This is a genomic window from Acidimicrobiia bacterium (assembly GCA_040902765.1).
In the GTDB taxonomy this organism is placed as follows: domain Bacteria; phylum Actinomycetota; class Acidimicrobiia; order Spongiisociales; family UBA11373; genus DATKBG01.
Genome location: JBBDWO010000019.1, coordinates 1 through 19,056 on the forward strand (window position 1 = coordinate 1; position 19,056 = coordinate 19,056).

18 protein-coding genes and 2 rRNA genes are annotated in these 19,056 nt (G+C 64.8%); 5 read left to right on the forward strand and 15 right to left on the reverse strand.

The annotated features are described in order from the left end of the window. Positions 1-79: 79 nt before the first annotated feature. Both WEA29_05230 and WEA29_05235 read right to left on the reverse strand, forming a co-directional pair. Positions 80-1,120: an adenosine deaminase gene (locus WEA29_05230; protein ID MEX2323156.1), complete on the reverse strand. Its 1,041-nt coding sequence runs from the start codon at positions 1,118-1,120 to the stop codon at positions 80-82. A gap of 10 nt (positions 1,121-1,130) precedes the next feature. Then, positions 1,131-1,613 (reverse strand): GNAT family N-acetyltransferase, encoded by a 483-nt coding sequence (locus WEA29_05235; GenBank protein MEX2323157.1) that lies wholly within the window; start codon positions 1,611-1,613, stop codon positions 1,131-1,133. A 61-nt stretch (positions 1,614-1,674) separates the two neighbouring features. Here WEA29_05235 and WEA29_05240 point away from each other — a divergent pair, with 61 nt between their 5' ends. After that, positions 1,675-2,352, forward strand: a complete 678-nt coding sequence (locus tag WEA29_05240) for a hypothetical protein (protein MEX2323158.1) — start codon at positions 1,675-1,677, stop codon at positions 2,350-2,352. Here the strand turns inward: WEA29_05240 and WEA29_05245 are convergent, their stop codons facing one another. Both WEA29_05245 and WEA29_05250 read right to left on the reverse strand, forming a co-directional pair. Further along, entirely contained in the window at positions 2,353-2,853 is a 501-nt protein-coding gene (locus tag WEA29_05245) for a DoxX family protein (GenBank protein MEX2323159.1), read from the reverse strand. Positions 2,854-2,934: 81 nt separating this feature from the next. Beyond that, the gene (locus WEA29_05250; GenBank protein ID MEX2323160.1) at positions 2,935-4,341 is read right to left on the reverse strand and encodes a pyridoxal-dependent decarboxylase; all 1,407 of its coding nucleotides are present in this window, start codon (positions 4,339-4,341) and stop codon (positions 2,935-2,937) included. A gap of 74 nt (positions 4,342-4,415) precedes the next feature. On the opposite strand from WEA29_05250, the gene WEA29_05255 reads away from it, so the two are divergent. Then, on the forward strand, positions 4,416-4,904 hold the full coding sequence (locus WEA29_05255) for a DinB family protein (protein MEX2323161.1): 489 nt from the start codon (positions 4,416-4,418) through the stop codon (positions 4,902-4,904). A 22-nt stretch (positions 4,905-4,926) separates the two neighbouring features. On the opposite strand, the gene WEA29_05260 is transcribed toward WEA29_05255, so the two are convergent. From WEA29_05260 to msrB, 3 genes are all read right to left on the reverse strand, one after another. Continuing rightward, positions 4,927-5,577 carry a hypothetical protein gene (locus WEA29_05260; protein MEX2323162.1) on the reverse strand — a complete coding sequence of 217 codons (651 nt, stop codon included), beginning with the start codon at positions 5,575-5,577 and terminating at the stop codon, positions 4,927-4,929. 129 nt (positions 5,578-5,706) lie between these two features. Then, on the reverse strand, positions 5,707-6,327 hold the full coding sequence (locus tag WEA29_05265) for a DNA-3-methyladenine glycosylase I (protein ID MEX2323163.1): 621 nt from the start codon (positions 6,325-6,327) through the stop codon (positions 5,707-5,709). Next, a complete protein-coding gene (gene msrB / locus WEA29_05270; protein MEX2323164.1) occupies positions 6,320-6,718 on the reverse strand; it encodes a peptide-methionine (R)-S-oxide reductase MsrB in 399 nt (132 codons plus the stop codon). Before msrB ends, WEA29_05265 begins: the two co-directional genes overlap by 8 nt. A 50-nt stretch (positions 6,719-6,768) precedes the next feature. On the opposite strand from msrB, the gene WEA29_05275 reads away from it, so the two are divergent. Continuing rightward, a complete protein-coding gene (locus WEA29_05275) occupies positions 6,769-7,323 on the forward strand; it encodes an FAD-dependent oxidoreductase (GenBank protein MEX2323165.1) in 555 nt (184 codons plus the stop codon). Between the two features lie 55 nt (positions 7,324-7,378). On the opposite strand, the gene WEA29_05280 is transcribed toward WEA29_05275, so the two are convergent. Beyond that, positions 7,379-8,386: a queuosine salvage family protein gene (locus tag WEA29_05280; protein ID MEX2323166.1), complete on the reverse strand. Its 1,008-nt coding sequence runs from the start codon at positions 8,384-8,386 to the stop codon at positions 7,379-7,381. A gap of 52 nt (positions 8,387-8,438) precedes the next feature. On the opposite strand from WEA29_05280, the gene WEA29_05285 reads away from it, so the two are divergent. Then, positions 8,439-9,383 (forward strand): ribokinase, encoded by a 945-nt coding sequence (locus WEA29_05285; GenBank protein MEX2323167.1) that lies wholly within the window; start codon positions 8,439-8,441, stop codon positions 9,381-9,383. A 77-nt stretch (positions 9,384-9,460) separates the two neighbouring features. Here WEA29_05285 and WEA29_05290 read toward each other — a convergent pair whose 3' ends face one another. Genes WEA29_05290 through WEA29_05305 form a run of 4 tightly spaced genes read right to left on the reverse strand, consistent with a single transcriptional unit; the run spans position 9,461 to position 11,814 of the window. Continuing rightward, complete coding sequence (locus WEA29_05290) at positions 9,461-10,681, reverse strand: YibE/F family protein (protein ID MEX2323168.1); 1,221 nt, start codon at positions 10,679-10,681, stop codon at positions 9,461-9,463. After that, complete coding sequence (locus WEA29_05295) at positions 10,678-10,884, reverse strand: DUF2277 domain-containing protein (protein ID MEX2323169.1); 207 nt, start codon at positions 10,882-10,884, stop codon at positions 10,678-10,680. Before WEA29_05295 ends, WEA29_05290 begins: the two co-directional genes overlap by 4 nt. A 32-nt stretch (positions 10,885-10,916) precedes the next feature. Beyond that, the gene (locus tag WEA29_05300) at positions 10,917-11,447 is read right to left on the reverse strand and encodes a DUF2087 domain-containing protein (protein MEX2323170.1); all 531 of its coding nucleotides are present in this window, start codon (positions 11,445-11,447) and stop codon (positions 10,917-10,919) included. A 16-nt stretch (positions 11,448-11,463) separates the two neighbouring features. Then, on the reverse strand, positions 11,464-11,814 hold the full coding sequence (locus WEA29_05305) for a single-stranded DNA-binding protein (GenBank protein ID MEX2323171.1): 351 nt from the start codon (positions 11,812-11,814) through the stop codon (positions 11,464-11,466). A 138-nt stretch (positions 11,815-11,952) separates the two neighbouring features. Here WEA29_05305 and WEA29_05310 point away from each other — a divergent pair, with 138 nt between their 5' ends. Next, complete coding sequence (locus tag WEA29_05310) at positions 11,953-12,873, forward strand: MBL fold metallo-hydrolase (protein ID MEX2323172.1); 921 nt, start codon at positions 11,953-11,955, stop codon at positions 12,871-12,873. A 9-nt stretch (positions 12,874-12,882) separates the two neighbouring features. On the opposite strand, the gene WEA29_05315 is transcribed toward WEA29_05310, so the two are convergent. From WEA29_05315 to WEA29_05325, 3 genes are all read right to left on the reverse strand, one after another. Beyond that, positions 12,883-13,653: a hypothetical protein gene (locus WEA29_05315; GenBank protein MEX2323173.1), complete on the reverse strand. Its 771-nt coding sequence runs from the start codon at positions 13,651-13,653 to the stop codon at positions 12,883-12,885. A gap of 84 nt (positions 13,654-13,737) precedes the next feature. Next, positions 13,738-13,853 (reverse strand): 5S ribosomal RNA (gene rrf, locus WEA29_05320). 57 nt (positions 13,854-13,910) lie between these two features. Further along, a 23S ribosomal RNA gene (locus WEA29_05325) occupies positions 13,911-18,875 on the reverse strand. Positions 18,876-19,056: the final 181 nt, after the last annotated feature.

Consider the following 19,056-nt stretch of genomic DNA (forward strand, 5'->3'; position numbering starts at 1 on the left):
GACGCGTCTGGCCTCCCCCTCCGTCATCGGCCTTCGGCCGCTGCCACCTCCCCCGAAGGGGGAGGGGACGAGCTCAGCTCTACGCGTACCCCGTCTCCACCCTTTCCCTGACCCGCTCCCGGGTCTCCTCGTCGCAGAACGCTGCCTCGACCGCGTTGACGGTGATGGCCCGTAGGTCGTCGCGGGCGAACCCCTGGTGCTCCAAGGCGAGGGTGAACTCTCGAGTCATCGACGTGGCGCTCATCAGCCGGTTGTCGGTGTTGATCGTCGTGGTAAATCCGGCTCGGTAGAGCAGACCGATCGGGTGATCGGCGGCCGTCGGGTAGATCCCGGTGTCCAGGTTCGAGTAGGGGCACAGTTCGAGGGCGATGCCGCGGTCGCGGACCTCGGTCGCTACCGGCCCCAGGTCGACGATCTCGCCGTCTTCAACCGTGGTGTCTTCGATGATGCGGGCGCCGTGCCCGATCCGCTCGGCGCCCTGTTCGAGCGCCGCTCTGATGCTGTCGACGCCATCACCTTCTCCGGCGTGGATGGTGATGCGCAGGCCCTCAATGCGAGCGAGCTCGATGGCCTCGGCGTGGAGCGACGGGGGGTATCCCGCCTCGGGCCCGGCCAGGTCGAAGCCGACCACGCCCTTTCCGGCAAAGGCGACGGCGGCTTCAGCAACTTCGACCGAGTCGTCTTGCTGTCGGAGCGCGTCGACCAGGATGCGAACCGGCAGCCCGGTGTCGGCCTCGGCTCGGGAGAACCCGTCGATCGCTGCCGCCAGCACGTCGACTCGTGACATACCGCGTTCGAGGTGGAGGCTGGGCGCAAATCTGATCTCGGCATACACCACCGCTTCGGCGGCCAGATCCTCCGCAGCTTCGTAGGCGACCCGCGCAACCGCCTCGGGTGTCTGCATGACGCCGAAGGTGTGGGCGAAAGCATCCAGATACCGCTCCAGGGAGAACGAGCCGTCCTGATGGAACCAGCGGGCCAGAGATGCAGCGTCGTCGAAGGGGAGGCGGTCGTAACCAGCGTCGCTGGCGAGGTCGAGGACGGTCTGCGGCCGCAGACCGCCATCGAGGTGATCGTGCAGCAGGACCTTCGGCAGCGATCGGACTTCTTCGGGTTTCATGCCCTCCAGGCTACCCAGCGGGTTCCGAGCTGAGCCACCAGCGCCGTTCGACGATCTCCTCGTCGTGCAGGGTCGTCGCCATGACCTCGCCGGGCACGAATCCGAGGGCCTCGAGAAATCGCTCGCCGTCGATGTTGCCCAGCACCACATCCGCTCGGACCGGCCGTTCCGGCTCGGTGACCCTGGCCACTTCGACGAGGGCGCGTCCGACGCCGTGTCGCCGGAACCGGGGCTCGGTGGTCACATCGCCGACGATGGTCGCTACCTCTGAACTGCCGGCGTCGACAAACCCGACGACCTGCTCCTCCCACTCGGCGACGCGCAGCCCACCGGCGAGGAGACGGCGCCTCAGGGCGGCAGGGGAGTAGGACGCTTCGAGGAATCGGCCGACCGTCTCCGGCTTGAGGAGCCCGGCGTAACTGTCCCAATAGGCGGCGTCGGCGACTCTCCGCACCGCAACCAGGTCGTCACGAGTGGCCGGACGGACTCGCATGTCGCCGAACCTACTCCTCGGCCCGAGGTGCGTGCCGGCCCACGGCCGTAGACTCCCGGGTATGGCATCCAAGGCACGGCGACGACTGTTGTTCACGTTCGCTGCGGTCATCGTGGTGGCCGCCGGCTACGCCGTACTGCGGCGATGGCTCGAAAAGGCGAACATCCGAGAGGCATCCCTCGACGAAGCACCCACCGTCACGATGGGGGAGCGCGAGGCAGCCTGGGCGGCCGCAGCCGCCATCCGGCTGGCCGAGCGCCGCCGCGTCGAAGTCGGCGAGGCCGGTGTCGGCGTGGCCGCGGCCGAGGCCCACGCCGACGACCTCGAGGGGCAACTCGACCGAGCGCGCCGTCTGCTCGCCGAACACACCGCGACGTCCAACGAGAACCACCGGCTGCGCGGCGCCGTGCAGGCTTTGACCGATGCGCTGACGGCGATGCCGCGGGGTCCCGCGACCGATCCACCGGATCCCGGACTTGTCGACGCCCTCCAGGGCGAGATCGACGGGCTGCGTGATGAGCTCGCCGCCATGGAACTTCAGATCAAGGAGCTCTCCGAGGACCGTGACCGCATCGTCGAAGAAGCAGACCGGCTCCGCACGGCGCTCGAGGCCGCGGGGGATACGACCGACCCGGATCGGTTGGGCCGACTTCGTACCGAACTCCTCCACGTCCGACGATCGCTGGACATCGAGCGGCAACGCAATCTGAGACTGGGGCGTCGCCGACGAGACCTCTGACTAGTCGCTGGCGGATGGCCGATAGGTGGCCAGGAGTTGGAGCACGCCCGCCATGATGCCGGCCAGGGCGATCGTCAGCCCCGCAGTGCCCGACAGCCGCTCGGTGAGGCCCAGCGCGTCATCGACGCTGTATCGGCCCGGACCGAGGTAGGCGACGACGCCGGCGATCACCGACAGAGTGAGCACGTACTCGTAACCCTCGTCGGGCCTGGCCGACACGAAGAACCCGGCGCTCCGATGCACCGTCCAGAACGCCACGAACATCATCGCGATGAGAACGGCCGCACCGATCGATGTGAGGAACCCGGCGAGGAACGAGATGCCGATGCCGATCTCGGCGAAAGCCATGAGGAACCACTGCATCGTCGAGTAGCGGAGTCCGATCGAGGCCGTCCACCGGATCGTCTTGTCCCGGTTGATCACGTGCTTGACCCCGTGGGCCAGGAACACGCCTCCCAGAAGGAACCGCAGGACAAGCATCACGAGGTCGTATTCGGGCATCCCTCTCCTCCCTGCGGTCACGCAATTGTCGCAGACCGCTGCGCTTGCCCAACCGTGGCTCACGGCCTGAGCAGATCGTCATCAACCTTGGGAGGCGGCCGCCAGGAGGGCCTCGATTGCCCGATCGACGTCTGATTCGTCCGTTGCCCAGTCGGACACCGAGATGCGCATGAGACGGTTCCCGGCCCATGTCGTGGGACTGAAGTAGGCAACACCGCTCTCGCTCACGCGAGCCATGATGCGTTCCGCCAGCGCGTCACCATCGCCGTCGGGGTGCAGCCATCGCACGAGGACCTGGTTGAACACCACCTCGTTGACGATCTCGGCGGAACCCGACGCCGACAGCGCGGTGGCAAATCTTTGCGCCAGTGTGTGTGACCGGGTAACGAGATCACGCACCCCTACGACACCCAGGGAACGCAGGACGGCGTAGACACCGAGACCGCGAGCACGGCGCGAATGCTCCGGGTTCCAGTCCAGCTGGTCACGCACCTCGCCGGTTCCCTGAACCAGATACGCCCCGCGTGTGGTCATGGAGGCGTGATGGGCGTCGGGATGACGGCAGATCGCAATGCCCGAGTCGTACGCCACGTTGAGCAGCTTGTGGGCATCGGTTGACCACGAGTCCATGAGGTCGATGCCATCGGTGAGACGATCATCGACCGTAGCTGCCCACAAGCCAACGGCGCCGTCGACGTGCACCCAGGTTGGGTTCCCACGAAGCCGGTGCTCGTCGACTGCTGCCGCCACGTCCCGGAACCGATCGAACGAGCCGGTGTTTACGTTGCCGGCCTCGACGCACACGATCGTCGGACCGTTGGCTGCTTCGAGTGCCGCGCGCAGCGCGGGAATGCTCATGCGGGCCTCATCGTCAGACGCCACTTCGACCATTTGGCCGGCGCCGAGGCCGAGAAACCGGAGAGCGCGTGGGACGGTGCCGTGACGTTCTGTTTTGCCGATGACCTGAACCAGGGGAGCGCCTTGCAGACCGTCACGTTCCACATCCCATCCAGATCCCTTGAGAACATGGTTGCGTGCAGCCGCCAGGCAGGTAAACGTCGCCATCTGACCACCCGTCACGAACCCGACCGAGGCCCGGGCAGGCAGTCCCAAGAGGTCCACGACCCAACGAGCCGCCGTCTCTTCGACCACGGCCGCACCGGGAGCCACGGCGTGCAGACCGGCATTCTGGTCCCACAGAGCCGTGAGGACTTCAGCGCCGAACGCTGCCGGGTGCAAGCCGCCGATCACGAAGCCGAAGTAGCGGCCGGAGGCGTGGGCAGTGACGAATGGGTCGAGGTCTGCAGCCAAGGCGGTGATCATCGCTGCTGGGTCCTCACCATCCATGGGCATGGCCCCGCCGACGAGGGCCCGAATGGGATCGGCTGCCACCGAAGGCTGGACCGGACGCGTGGGCAGCGATTCGAGGTAGGCGACCGACGCCTTGGCCAGCGTGTCCACGAGCGACTTCCAGTCGTACTCGCGCATCGACACTCCCTTCGCACTCAGATCGATCCTCGCCACCAACGCTAGCGATGGGGGAGTACCCCTATCCTGAGTGCATGTCACATCTCATCACTGACTTCTACCGCCAGAACGAATGGGCGAACCTCGCCATCATCGACCACTGCCGTCCGCTGACCGACGAGCAACTCGACGACGCCTCGGTCACCGGTGTCTACGGATCCATCCGCTCGACGCTGCTGCACATCGTCGGAGCCGAGGTCGCCTACGCCGCCCGACTCGGCGACACCGACCTGGAGAGGCACGGCGCGGACGACCCGTGGCCGGGATTCGATCGGGTCGCCGAGTACGCGAGGCTGGCGGCGGCCTCGTTGACGGCACACGCCGAGTCCCTTCCGGCCGAGCCGATTCTGTCGCGGGACGGTAAGGATGAGATCGACCGCGAGGTCGTCCTCGTCCAGATGTACCACCACAGCACGCATCACCGCGCGGAGATCTGCACGGTGCTCACCCAGATCGGGGTCGAACCCCTCGACCTCAGCGCCTGGAGTTGGGGACCGGCCGACGGTCGAATCCGGCCGGTCTGAGTCGAACCTGAGCCAACTCACGTCAGGGCTGGAACATCTCCACGACGCCCGTCGCCTGACCACCGTTGACGTACAGCCACACACCACAGAACTCACCGGGGCAGGGCAGATAGGACGCAGCCGTCGGCCATGACGACACGGCGATCGGCTGCGGGAAGAAACCGGCGTCGCTCAGAGTGGCGTCGATGTAGAACACCTGGGCGAGCGGGGAGATCGGCACCGGGAAGGTCATCGGGTTCTGGTTCCGGATGTAGTTGTCGAAGACTTCGGTACCGTCGGCCGTCGCCTCGGCCTCGGCGGCGGCGCCGGTAAAGTAGCAGGCCAGGTCGAAGGTGATCACCCCGCCCCCGACCGCCTCGGCATATCCGAACCACAGGCCGTCCGGGAGCAGGCCGCCCTCCACGACGCACCCGGAACCGTGGGGATCACCCGACGCGCCGAACACGGCGGGGAACTCCCACGGGATGGGAACCACATAGAGGGGGGCGGTTGTCGTGGTCACGCCGGCCGTCGTCGTCGTGGCCTCAGCGGCCGTGGTCGTCGTGTCTTCTGGCACCGTGGTGGTCGCCTCGCTCGTCGTCGATGCAACCGTGGTCGAGGTGCCAGTGGTCCCTGTACCTCCACAGGCAGCCAGAACGAGGCTGAGAACAAGAGACAGACGCAGCGGGATCATCTTGATCTCCTTCGGGACTTCGGGTTCTCCTGAGAGCCTACCGAACAGACCCCAAGGGGAGAGGACCCGGAGTGGTTCGGTTCTCGAAGTTTCGAAGCAATGTTACATAACGTGGATTATGGGACATGGCTACGACGCCTGCACCGACCTCCAGGCACGCCGGCGCTCCTCACTCGTAGCTCGCGCCTGACACCCGTCCAGGTGGTCGTTGACGAGCCCCACGGCCTGCATGAGGGCATACATCGTCGTCGGGCCGACGAACGACCAGCCGCGGCCCTTCAGATCCTTGCTGAGCTCCTTCGACGCCTCGGTGATCGCCGGGATGTCCTCCAGCGAGGTCGGTGCCGGGCGGGCAAAGTCGGCGTACCGCGCCAGGAAGCCGGCGACCGACCCGAATTCAGCACTGAGTTCGAGCGCGCGCGCCGCGTTACCGATGGCGGCACGGATCTTGGCTTCGTTGCGGATGATGCGGGCATCGCCGAGGAGTCGACGGACCTCCCGGTCGCCGAAGCGACTCACCGTGTCGGGGTCGAAGCCGGCGAAGACCTCACGGAAGGCGTCGCGCTTGCGCAGGGTCGTGATCCATGACAGGCCGGCTTGGAAGCCCTCGAGAGCGACCCGCTCGTAGAGGCCGGCGTCGCTCAGGACGGGGTAACCCCACTCGCGGTCGTGATAGTCGACATAGAGAGGGTCAGAACCGGGCCACGGGCACCGCGGGACCCCGTCGTCGCCGACCGTGAGGTCACTCACCGGTCGGATCGAAGTCCAGCGCTCCCGAGTTGATGCAGTACCGCAGCCCGTCGGAGCCGGGTCCGTCCTCGAACACGTGGCCGAGATGACCGCCGCAGGTGGCACACAGCACCTCTGTCCGCACACGGCCGTAGCCGGTGTCGGGCTTGGTGGTCACCGCCGCGACGTCGGCGGGAGCGACGAACGAGGGCCAGCCGGTACCGCTGTCGTACTTGTCGGCGGACCGGAACAGCTCGGTGCCGCAGCCGGCGCACTTGTACGAACCCGGGTCCTTGGTGTCCCAGTAAGCACCGGTGAACGCCGGTTCGGTAGCGCTGCATCGCAGGATGTCGTACTGCTCGGGGCTGAGGCGCTCTGCCCAGTCGGTGTCGGTGGCGGGAACATCGGGCATCATCACTCCGTTGTCGTTGGAGACAAGGGTATCGCAGGATCGGAGGAGTCATGGCCAGGATCGCCATCATCGGAGACGGACCGGGAGGCTTGAGCGCGGCGCTCTTCCTCGCCAAGAACGGGCACGAGGCACTCGTCTACGGTGACGACAAGACGGCGGTGCACTACGCCCAGCTCCACAACTACCTGGGACTCCCCGACACAGCGGGTACCGAGTTCATCGACATCGCGCGCGCTCACACCAGATCCCACGGGGCGCGCTTTCTCGACGAGCGGGCCCGCGACGTAGTCCCCTCCCCCACCGGATTCTCCGTCGTCTCCGAGTCGGATAGGACGCAGGACGTGGACTACGTCGTCCTCGACGAGGGCAAGAACCCGGTCATCGCCGGCGCCCTCGGCCTCGAGGTGGATGACTCCGGCGCGGTGCCGGTAGACAGCGAACAGCGGACCGGTCTCCCCCGCGTCTACGCAGTCGGCCGCATGACCCGGCCCAAACGGAGCCAGGTGGTCATCTCCGCCGGTGCCGGCGCCGTTGCAGCTCTCGACATCCTCGCCGCCGAAGCCGGCGAGGACCTCCAGGACTGGGACTCTCCCCCGAAGGACTGACCGACCTCACCCCCCTGGCGGCACCGGAGGTTCATACGGTGCGGTTCGATGTCGCTCAGTACATGGTCGTTCGGGTCAGGTGATGCGGCCAGTGGGTCGTGTGGTACACGCTCCACAGCCGAAAGTCCACATGCGGGATGATCACGGCCCGGTCGGCGGGGCGCCGACGATTGATCGCATCGGTCAGCAGGGCGGTGCCGTAGATGGTGTGGAGGCGGATCTCGATCTCGTCGTTCGAGTCGCGCTCGATGATCTCGCCGGTACCGATTCGACGGTCGAGATCCTCGGAGTACTCGAGGATGCCCATCACCCGGAGCGCCACCGGCACGATGTAGTCGGCGAACGCCGTCAGCCGGTCCAACCCGCGGATATCGAGGCCGCGTTCGGGGCCGATGGTGAGATGCAGGGACCAGAGGGCCAGTTGAGCGAGCTTGTGGAACAAGATCGTGCGCTCCTTGTACGCGCTGCGATCATCGAAGCGCGGGAACTCGACGATCAGCCGCTCCAGCAGACCGTCGCCGTCGGCGTAGACGGCAGGTGCGCACGACGGGATGAACCGGTGGAAACGCCCGCCGTAGCGCTCCTCGAGTATGGCCCCGACGGCGTTCAAGACGGAGGCACGCTCGTCGAGCATCGGCATGGTCACCGTGCCTTGGAAGATCCGATCCAGGTCATCGGCGGCGACGGTGGCGAGGTAGCCACCTTCGAGCACTGGCGTGCCAGCTCGCCAGGCGCGGTGGAGACAAGCATGCATCGCCTCGCTGTCGGACCAGGTGCCGCCCTCGTAATCGACCTCGAACCGTCGACCGCTGGCGAAATCGGTGAAAGCGAAATCGAGCACCGATCTCAGCATGACCGCATCGATCTGATCCGCGACGGTGTCGCCCCACGAGAAGGACCCGCTCGGCCCGCTCCCGGGTGGTGCGAAGGGCTCGTACGCCATCCAGTCGGCCACCCACTCGACCCTCTCCAGATTGGTGCGCACGTTGTCCGTGAGATCCACGACCGGCACCACCGACTCGAGCACGGGCATGTCCCATGCCCTGATCCTCTCCGTGGGCACCCGATCCTCCCCTCTCGGCTGGCGGACAGCGGCCGCTAGGGTCCCACACATCGTGACCCCCACGCGTCACCCACCACGGATCGCCGTCGTCGGCTCCACGAACATCGACCTGGTTGCGTACACCCCGCGGGTTCCCGATGCCGGCGAAACCATCATCGGGGAGCGGTTCGCCATGGGATTCGGAGGCAAAGGAGCCAACCAGGCCGTCATGGCCCGGCTCCTCGGCGCCGATGTGGCCATGATCAACTGCGTGGGCAGCGACCCATACGGGCGAATGACGCTCGACAACTTTGCCGCCTTTGGTGTCGACACCTCGCACGTGCACACGGTCGAGGGCGCCAGCGGCGTCGCTCCGATCTGGGTGGAACCCGACGGCACCAACCGGATCATCGTGATCCCCGGGGCGAACGATGCGCTCACCCCTCAGCAAGCGGTCGCCGCGATCGAGGGTCTGGCTCCGATCGACGTGCTCATCGGGCAGTTCGAGATCCCCCAGGCCGTGACCGCCGCCGCCTTCGCCACCGCCCGGAACGCCGGGGTGACCACGATTCTCAACCCGGCGCCCGGAGCCGCCCTCGATCCATCTCTTCTCGCCGAAACCGAGTGGCTCATACCGAACCAGGTCGAGCTCAGTCAGGTGACCGGAACCACCTCGGCATCGGACGCCGACCTGGTGACCGCAGCCGCGCAGCTCGGATGTCGTCTCCTCGTGACCCTCGGCGAGGACGGTGCCGCATTGGTCGCCGACGGTGCGGTGCACCGCTACCCCGCACCGACGGTCGCGGCCGTCGACACGACCGGTGCTGGCGATGCCTTCGTCGGGTCCTTCGCCTACGGTCTCGCTGCCGGCTGGGACGAGTCGCAGGCGGTCACCCTTGGAGTGATGTGTGCCGCCGACAGCGTGACCCGCCACGGGACCCAGGCGTCGTTCCCGAGAGACGACCGGATCACCGAACTGATGACCGCAGCTTTCAAGGCAGCCTCGACCTCGGGTTGAGACCTGCCAGCGACCTTCGACTCGAACTCGAGGGTCCTCGATGAACGACCGCGCGGTCGGACCGGGGTCCCGGGTGATCAACCGATCGCGTGAGAGTGGGAGCGGGGGCCGAAGTCCTCACTGGCGAAGACCGCGGCAAGCCAGGTCGTGATCGGCACTGAGGCGACCAGGCCGATGCTCCCGACGAGGGTCCGAACTGCCTCGACCGCCACGATCTCGCTGTTGAGCACGGTGCCCAGCGACTGCTCCGCCAGCACGAAGAAGATCATCAACGGCATCGCCGCCCCGGCATATGCGAGCAGCAGGGTGTTGACCGTCGAAGCCACGTGGTCGCGCCCCACCTTGAGGCCATGCCGCGTCAGGGCGACCCGGCCCAGGTCGGGACGCACCCGGTGGAGCTCCCACACGGCCGACGCCTGGGTGACGGTGACGTCGTCAATCGCCCCGATCGCACCAAGCACGATGCCGGCGAGGATGAGACCGGCGGGATCGATGCCAGCGATCGTGAGGATGAAGGCCTCGTCGGTGATCAGCCCGGTGAAACGGGCGGCCTCGACCACGAACCACGACAGCATGGCCGTGAGACCCAAAGCGACGAGCGTGCCCAGGAGTGCCACCGTGGTCATACGGTTGAACCCGTGGGCGCTGTACAGCGCCACGTAGGCGATGAGTGATGCCCCCACCACCGCAACCAGCACGGGCGGCCGCGCATCGAGGATGGCCGGGATCACGAACTGCAGGAGGACGAAAACCGTGGCGATCAGCCCACCGAGGGCGGCGAGGCCCCGCAACCGTCCGAGGAGGATCACCACGGCGGCGAACGCCAGGGCCACCCACAGGAGCACCGGGCGCCGCTGTCTGTCGGCGTAGGTGTAGCGGAACTCCGGCTCTGCTCCGGCCTGGTACTCGAGCACGACCCGGTCGCCGGGGACGAAGTCCGGGGCGGTCTCGGCGACGACGAACGTCAGCGGGAACACCTGGCCTTTGTCCGGCCCCTGGGTGAGGCGGAAGGCGATGGTGGCGCACTGGAGGGCCTGCTCGGGGGCCACGCCCTCGCAGGGCTCGATGTCGACGGTTTCCGCCACGGCCTCATATACGGTGGCGTTGACCCCGATCACCGAGAGGTCGGGCCGGATCTCCCCCGTCGGGCGGAGGAGGAGGGCGCCGAGTGCCGTGGCCGCAGCGAGGAAGCCGACGATGACGATCGGCAGGGCCCGCAACACGGCTCTGCTCTCCGGCTCGAGGAACCGGTCGAGGTCGGCGTGACCCGAGCCCGCAGAGGACGGATCGGTACTCACCCGTGAGCCCGCACGACCAGGTGGTCGAGCAGGTGCCTGCTCGAGGCGGCGATCTCGGCGATCGCCTGCTCGAACACCTCACCGTTGGCCTTCGAGGGCTCCCGAAAGCCGGAAATCTTGCGGACGAACTGACGCGCCGCCGCCTCCAAGGCGACGTCCTCGGGCCGCTCCTCCCCTCTCAACTGAACGATGCTCCGGCACACGGTGATCCCTCCTCGCTGTCGTCTGTCGCAACCTACATCCTGCCGCCGGTCCGCCAGTACACCCCGTCGGCTCGGGTCAGGAATCCTTCGTCCACCAGGTAGCGCCTCAAGGCGGCGTGATTCGGGTGGTACATCTGCAGCATGAAATTGACCTCGCGCTCGTCATAGCGCACACCGGGCTCAAACTCCTGCGCCAGCCGCTCGAGGACGACCAGGCGTTTGGCGTGCTGCGACGGGATCTCGCGAAGACGTCTGCCCGAGAAGAAGACGGTCAGGACGCGGCTCTCCTCTCCGGACCACGGCCCGTCCATCATCGATGGGTCGATGCCCTCGTCCTGCGGCAGACTCTGAGCGAGCGTGCGGAGAGCATCCTCGACCAACCGGCCGTCGACGAGCAGGCCAGCCTCGGTGAGCCGCCCGATCTCGTGCTCCACCTTCCGCGGCACGATCCCCCGCGCCTCGGCAATCCGTGCAGCGTCGACGGTGCTCACGGCTGCGGCGCCGAGGATGGAGAGACGCACCGGATCTACGCACAGACGCAGGAAACCGGAAACGTCGAGCATCCCGGCAGGCTACCTGTCAGGCGTCGACACCCAACGGTTCCGGCTCGACGCTGTCATCGGCGGCTTCCTCCCGCACGCATACCTGGTCTGCGACGAGCTCGATGCGGCTGCGTCGACCATCCGATCCGCTCCAGAAGCGCCGCTGCACAGACCCTGCGGCCCATACCCGCGTTCCGGGCTGGGGATCGGCATCGATCAGCTCGTCGGCCGGATCCCACAAGGTGATGGGGAGGACGTCGACACGCCGATGCGGCTCCTCTGAACGAACCGTCACCAGGTAGCGAGCGAGCTTCGCACCACTCTCGAACTGGCGTATCTCGGGCGGGGCGGCGAGGCGACCGGACACCACCATGAGGTTCAGATCCATTGCACACTCCATCGATCAGTGGGGAGTGCGGGTAACGACAAGGTATGGCGCGGGGGTGACACGAATGACGCGGTGCCCTGCCCCTGGTGGACCACCGGGGGCTCGCGACGGGCGACCGGCGGCGGGTAACGTCGCTCCATGCCCGATGTGTCGGTGACACCACTGGGACATGACCTGTACCAGATCGACGCCTTCATGCACGACGAGGAGCACCGCCTCGCCTGCTACCTGTTCGACACGCCGAACCGTGTGCTGATCGAGTGCGGACCGTCGAGTTCGATCCACAACCTCTACGACGCTCTCGCATCCATCGGCGTCGACGACGTCGCGGTGATGGCGGTCTCCCACATCCACCTCGACCATGCCGGCGGCGCCGGACACTTCGCCGAACGCTTCCCGAACGCCCGCATCGGCGTCCACGCCAAGGGCGCCCCTCACCTGAGCTCGCCGGATCGCCTCTGGGCGAGTGCCGAACGCATCTACGGGACCGAGGGCATGCTCCGCCTCTGGGGCATGATGGAGCCCATCGATCCTGACCGGTTGCTGATCCTCGACGAGGGGAGCCGGATCCCACTGGGAGGGCGACGCTTCGTCGAGGTGATGTACACGCCAGGCCACGCCAAGCATCACATCGTGTTCTTCGAGGACGACAGCGGCGGGGGCTTCATCGGCGACGCCGTGGGGATCGCCTTCCCGCACGGCCACATGGTGCAGCCGGTCACTCCCCCACCGGACTTCGACCCCCATCTGGTCGACCAGCAACTCGCCCGTATCGCCCGACGCGATCCGGCCTTTCTGGGGTTCGCCCACTACGGCGTCAGGAAGGGCAGCACCGAGCACCTGCGGCAGGCCTCGGACCGGCTCTGGGACTGGGTGAGATGGGTGGAGGCTGCCGGAGTGGAGCGTGATCTCACCGCGGCGATGCGGGAGTGGGTCCTCTCCGGATACCGCGACGAGGGGTACGACGAGGAGACGATCGACCAGTACGACCGCAACACCTTCTGGCCGATGCAGGCACAGGGCATTCAGCGCTGGTTGCGGCTGCGGGACTCTGCCTGAGTCGAAACGTCAGGGTCGTGAGAGCTCGTCCAGCCCCGGGAAGGCCGGATCCGCCTCCTCGATGGCCTCGCGGAGCCGGTGCGCCGTCGCCGTGTCACCGAGGATGCCGGCAGCACGCGCCGCCACGTACCACACCCGCAGTTCACTCTCCGCGGGATCCGCAGTCAAGCGTTTGGGGCCGGTGATCTCCCACGCCCGGCGCGTTTCGCCGCGGTCCATCAGGTGGGAGGCGTACACGACTCGGGCCTCGTCGCGGGTCGCCGGGTCGGCGTCGAGGCGCTGAAGCCGCTCCCACACCTCGTCGATCTCGGTCGAAGCCCGGCCCAGCGCCCGCAGCACGTCGATCTCGATCGGGATGTGGAGCGGCTCGCCGGTGAGCCGCCGGAAGACCCGCAGCTCTCGCAGTGCCACATCCCAGCGCCCGAGCCGGTACGCAGACAGGGCGATGAGCTCGCGGATGGTGGCGTCGCGCGGTGACAGTGCCTTCGCCGATTCGGCTTCGGCCATCGCCTTTCCATACCGGCTGGCGGCGAACGCCTTGGCCGCCAGTTCGAGGTGTTCGATGGCCGCGCTGAGGCGAACCTTCGGCGTCGCCCTGGTGAGTGCCTCGAGAACCCATCGCGGGAGGCCACCTTCGGCCGCCCAGGATCGACGGGGCGCAGCGGCGGTGGGGCGATCGACCCGGTCGGGGGGCTCTGGTTTCCTCGCCGAGGTGGTACCGGTGGGCTTGGGCCGCGGTCCAGGCCGCCGCCCGCGCGGCGGGTCCTTCTGTCCTGGCATCGCACCGCCTCCTCGTCACCGGATCGTACCTGGGCCCGAACGCGATCGGGCCGCCCCAGTACGGGACGGCCCGATCATCGAAATACTCGGCGGCGACTTACTCTCCCGGGGGCCTACGCCCCAAGTACCATCAGCGCTGGCGGGCTTAACTTCCGTGTTCGGAATGGGAACGGGTGATCCCCGCCGCTATCACCGCCGAAATCTTCGAATGCTCAACTCCCTGAGCACTCCATAGCGAGCACGCACGTCTACGAATTCGATTCAAGCCCTCGACCGATTAGTACCGGTCGGCTGAACGCATCGCTGCGCTTACACCTCCGGCCTATCAACCTGATGTTCTTTCAGGGGTCTTACCCGCTTGATGCGGTGGGAGATCTCATCTCGGAGCCGGCTTCGCACTTAGATGCCTTCAGCGCTTATCCGTTCCGTACGTGGCCAACCAGCCGTGCCTTTGGCAAGACAACTGGCACACCAGAGGTACGTCCATCCCGGTCCTCTCGTACTAGGGACAGCTCTCCTCAAATCTCCTGCGCCTGCGACGGATAGGGACCGAACTGTCTCACGACGTTCTAAACCCAGCTCGCGTACCGCTTTAACGGGCGAACAGCCCGACCCTTGGGACCTGCTCCAGCCCCAGGATGCGACGAGCCGACATCGAGGTGCCAACCCTTGCCGTCGATATGGACTCTTGGGCAAGATTAGCCTGTTATCCCCGGGGTACCTTTTAGCCGATTAGCCATGGCGCTTCCACATGCCACCATGGGATCATTAGGCCCTGCTTTCGCATCTGCTCGACTTGTAGGTCTCGCAGTCAAGCTCCCTTGTGCCCTTACACTCAACGCCCGATTGCCAACCGGGCTGAGGGAACCTTTGGGCGCCTCCGTTACACTTTAGGAGGCCACCACCCCAGTGAAACTGCCCGCCAGGCACTGTTCCTGATCCGGATAACGGACCGAGGTTAGAAGCCCAGTATGTCAAGGGTGGTATTTCAAGGTCGACTCCACGAAAGCTAGCGCCTCCGCTTCCAAGTCTCCCACCTATCCTACACATAACACACCAAACTCCAATGCCAAGCTGCAGTAAAGGTCCCGGGGTCTTTCCGTCCTGTCGCAGGTAGTGAGCATCTTTACTCACACTGCAATTTCGCCGAGTCCGTGGTCGAGACAGCGCCCAAGTCGTTACGCCATTCGTGCAGGTCGGAACTTCATCGATCATCCCCTGTTTCCAGGGGCGACAGACTATGCCTTCATCTCGAAACCGAGGATGCAACATCAATCGCCGTGTACCGACGAACCCCGCTGGGGTTCATCCTCTCGACGAGATGGGCGATCCTGTACGACGGCACGTGGTGCCGTCGGTTTCGAGAGCCCGCGTATTGCCCCGGCGATAGATTTGTCACATCCTGACCGTACGGTCTGGGTGTGACAGACACCGGAGCCTCTCCCTTTGAGGGATCAGTCGTTACGGGGCCATACCGATCCATGAGGATCAGCAGAGGGCTTCCCACGGCATCACCCGCCGTCCATTGCCTCGTCCTTGATCGAGGCGGCCGGTGTGGGTTTCGCCGTTATGAGCGGGGTTGAATGTGCGAGGTCGCCCTCGCACCGGGCAACGTGTTTACCCGACAAGGAATTTCGCTCTAGGTACTCCCCATGTCGCCATGAGGCTAGGACCATATCTTCATCTCGATGCCGATCGAGACGGACGGCGTATGGCCTCTGAGGATTCCAGGTACCGGGATGGCTGCTTTCGGTTCATGCGCTCCGTGAGTCTTGCGATCTCCCGGAGGCCATTGACCTCGAGATGCTCCCCAGCGACGATAAGTTCCATCGCTTCTGAGAAGAGTTCGAGGTCCCGTTGCTTTGCCGTCACGAGTGGATGTGCTCCGAAGAAGGGCAGGATGACCCTCATCAGGTCCTCCCTTGCCTTCACCGAGAATCTCGCCAGTCGTCCGTGACGGATGTCACGCCGATCCTGGACGATGATTCGCCCACAGCCGAAGTGCTCACGCACCAGCTGTAGGGCCTCGATCGAGCTCTCCGACTGAGTTATGGCGAACTCATGCTGGACTTGCCAGCCGAGTCGACACCCAGCGTTTCGCACGATCGAGATCGAGAAGCAGCCTTCACCATCGGTGAAGCCGGCTATCCACTCCGCGGTACATGGCCTTTCCTGCTGATTGCCCGCACCGATCAGATTGTCACTGTCCATCCATCACAAGGTATTGGATACCTGTGACACGAACGGACGAGTACTGTCGGATACTCGGGGTTTCCAGCATATAGCCGCCTGCACTCACCCACATCACTGTGGGGAGGGGCAACGCCTGGTTGCACAACCAGGTCTTACCTTAGGCACGCTTGTTACTCCCCTCGCGGGAACCATATTTCCCCGAGGGTGGCCGGATCATTTCTGCCCGGCTCCTCATGTCGCCATGAGGGTCGGACTGTCTCATCGCCGCTCATGCGGCGCCTGGCGTACAGTCTCTGAGGATCCCAGGAGGATCGCTTCCTTTGATCGAGCTCGCTGCTTGCCGGTTCCGTTCATCTCGTAGGCGAGGTGAACGATCCGTTCGAAGCCAGTCGGCTCGAGGTGCTCTCTACCTCGCATCGACCTGACGATCGATGCGAACAGCTCGAAATCCCGGCGCTTCACCTCGAGCGGCCAAGCCTCGAAGAACGGAAGGATCCGATCGACGAGGTCCTGACGGCTCGATACGCCGTAGACGTCTACATCGCTGCGCGGACCCTTCGACCGAACACCACCGCACCCGAAGGTGACGGCGAGTCGCTCGAGGATCTCGCGGTCCCGCTCATGTTGTGAGACCTGGAACACGGCAGTCACCTGCCAGCCCCGGGTCCTTCGTACATGTGGGTTCTTGTGAAACGAGATGGAGAAGCAACCTTCACCATCGACGAATCCACTCACCCATCGCGGGTCGAGAGCGCGAATCCTGGTTTCCTGCTGATTGTCCGCACCGGACGGATTTTCACTGCCCATGTCGTCGACCCTATGTCGGGCGTGTGACATGGACGAGTACCGCCGGATACTCGGATGTTCCAGCATATAGCCAGGTTTACCCACCGCCAGTAGGTACTAACGGTTATAGTTACCGCCGCCGTTTACCGGGGCTTTGGTTCAGAGCTTCGCCTCCGAAGAGGCTAACCCCTCCCCTTAACCTTCCGGCACCGGGCAGGCGTCACAGCGTATACGTCGTCTTGCGACTTAGCACGCTGCTGTGTTTTTAGTAAACAGTCGCTTGGGCCGAGTCACTGCGGCCTCATCGAGCTCCGGGACGCGAAGTCCCATCACTCTATCGAGGCGCCCCTTCTCCCTAAGTTACGGGGCCATTTTGCCGAGTTCCTTGACCACGGTTCTCTCGCTCGCCTTGGTATTCTCTACCTGTCCACCTGTGTCGGTTTGGGGTACGGGCACCCCGTGCACTCGCTAGAGGTTGTTTCTTGGCGGCATGGACGTTCGGCAGCTTCCCCTAAATCGGGTCGGCATCCCGCCTCAGGCTTCGTGGGATCCGGATTTGCCTAGATCCCGCCCTACACGGTTACCCCGGGTCAACCAACGCCCGGGTCTGCTTATCCTTCCGCGTCACCCCATCGCTGGCCTAGTACCGGCTGGGTCGGTAGGCCCCGAAGGGCTTTCCTTAGCAAACCGGGTTCGGCCTGGGCGCGCACGTGGTGGTACTGGAATATCAACCAGTTGTCCATCGACTACGCTTCACAGCCTCGCCTTAGGTCCCGACTAACCCTGGGCGGACGAGCCTTCCCCAGGAAACCTTGGACATTCGGCGGGGGAGATTCGCACTCCCCTTTCGCTACTCATGCCGGCATTCTCACTCGAACGGCCTCCACGACTGGCTCACGCCGCCGCTTCGCTGGCCGTTCGACGCTCTCCTACCGATCCCGTCACCTGGACCTGTACCCGAAGGCACAGGCCTGGCTATTGACGAAATCCCGCAGCTTCGGTGCTGAACTTGAGCCCCGTTACATTTTCCGCGCAGAACCACTCGACCAGTGAGCTGTTACGCACTCTTTAAAGGAATGGCTGCTTCTAAGCCAACCTCCTGGCTGTTTGTGCAATTCCACATCGTTCCCCACTTAGTTCAGACTTAGGGACCTTAGCTGGCGATCTGGGCTGTTTCCCTTTCGACCAATGAGGCTCATCCCCCATGGTCTGACTGCCGCGCTGTGGCACCATGAAATTCGGAGTTTGATTGGGGTCGGTAAGCTTGTTGGCCCCCTTACCCATTCAGTGCTCTACCTCCATGGTGGAACGCGCGACGCTAGCCCTAGAGCTATTTCGGAGAGAACCAGCTATCGCCGAGTTTGATTGGCCTTTCACCCCTATCCACAGGTCATCCCCCAAGTTTTCAACCTTGGTGGGTTCGGGCCTCCACGAGGTCTTACCCTCGATTCACCCTGCCCATGGATAGATCACTCGGCTTCGGGTCTAGAGCACGCGACTAGTCGCCCTATTCAGACTTGCTTTCGCTGCGGCTTCGGCTCACGCCTTAACCTTGCCACGTACTGCTAACTCGCCGGCTCATTCTTCAAAAGGCAGGCCGTCAGGTCCCGAAGGACCCTCCGACTGCTTGTAAGTTTACGGTTTCAGGTTCTATTTAACTCCCCTCACCGGGGTGCTTTTCACCTTTCCCTCACGGTACTAGTTCACTATCGGTCGCTGGGTAGTACTTAGCCTTACGAGGTGGTCCTCGCAGATTCACACGGGATTTCACGTGCCCCGTGCTACTTGGGAAATCCACCAGGAGCTCAGTGCGCTTTCGCCTACAGGGCTGTTACCTTCTATGGCCTGCCTTTCCAGGCATGTTCGACTAGCACCTGAGTTTGTAACTCCTTGACGGTTCCGGTGGACCGTCAGGTGACTCCCACAACCCCAGCATGACAACGGCACCGGCCTATCACGCCACACTGGTTTGGGCTCTTCCCGTTTCGCTCGCCGCTACTCCGGGAGTCGCTGTTGCTTTACTTTCCTCGGGGTACTGAGATGTTTCAATTCCCCCGGTTACCTTTACCGGTCCTATGTGTTCAAACCGGAATGACTGGGCATTACCCCAGACGGGTTCCCCCATTCGGACATCCCCGGATCAGTGCCTGCTTGGCGGCTCCCCGAGGCTTATCGCAGCCTGCTACGTCCTTCATCGGCTCCCAGCGCCAAGGCATCCACCGTAAACCCTTAGTAGCTTGAATCTTGTGAATCCAAGACGCTTGTGCTCGCTATGCAGTTCTCAAGGTGCATGAGATAGACGGACCGAAGCCCGACTCCCTCACGACTGAACAATGTGCCCATGCCGACATCCGATCGATGCCGTCGCGGCCGAAGCCGCTGCGTCGCCGATCTTCGATCGGCATGAGTAGCCAGTTTCATTGA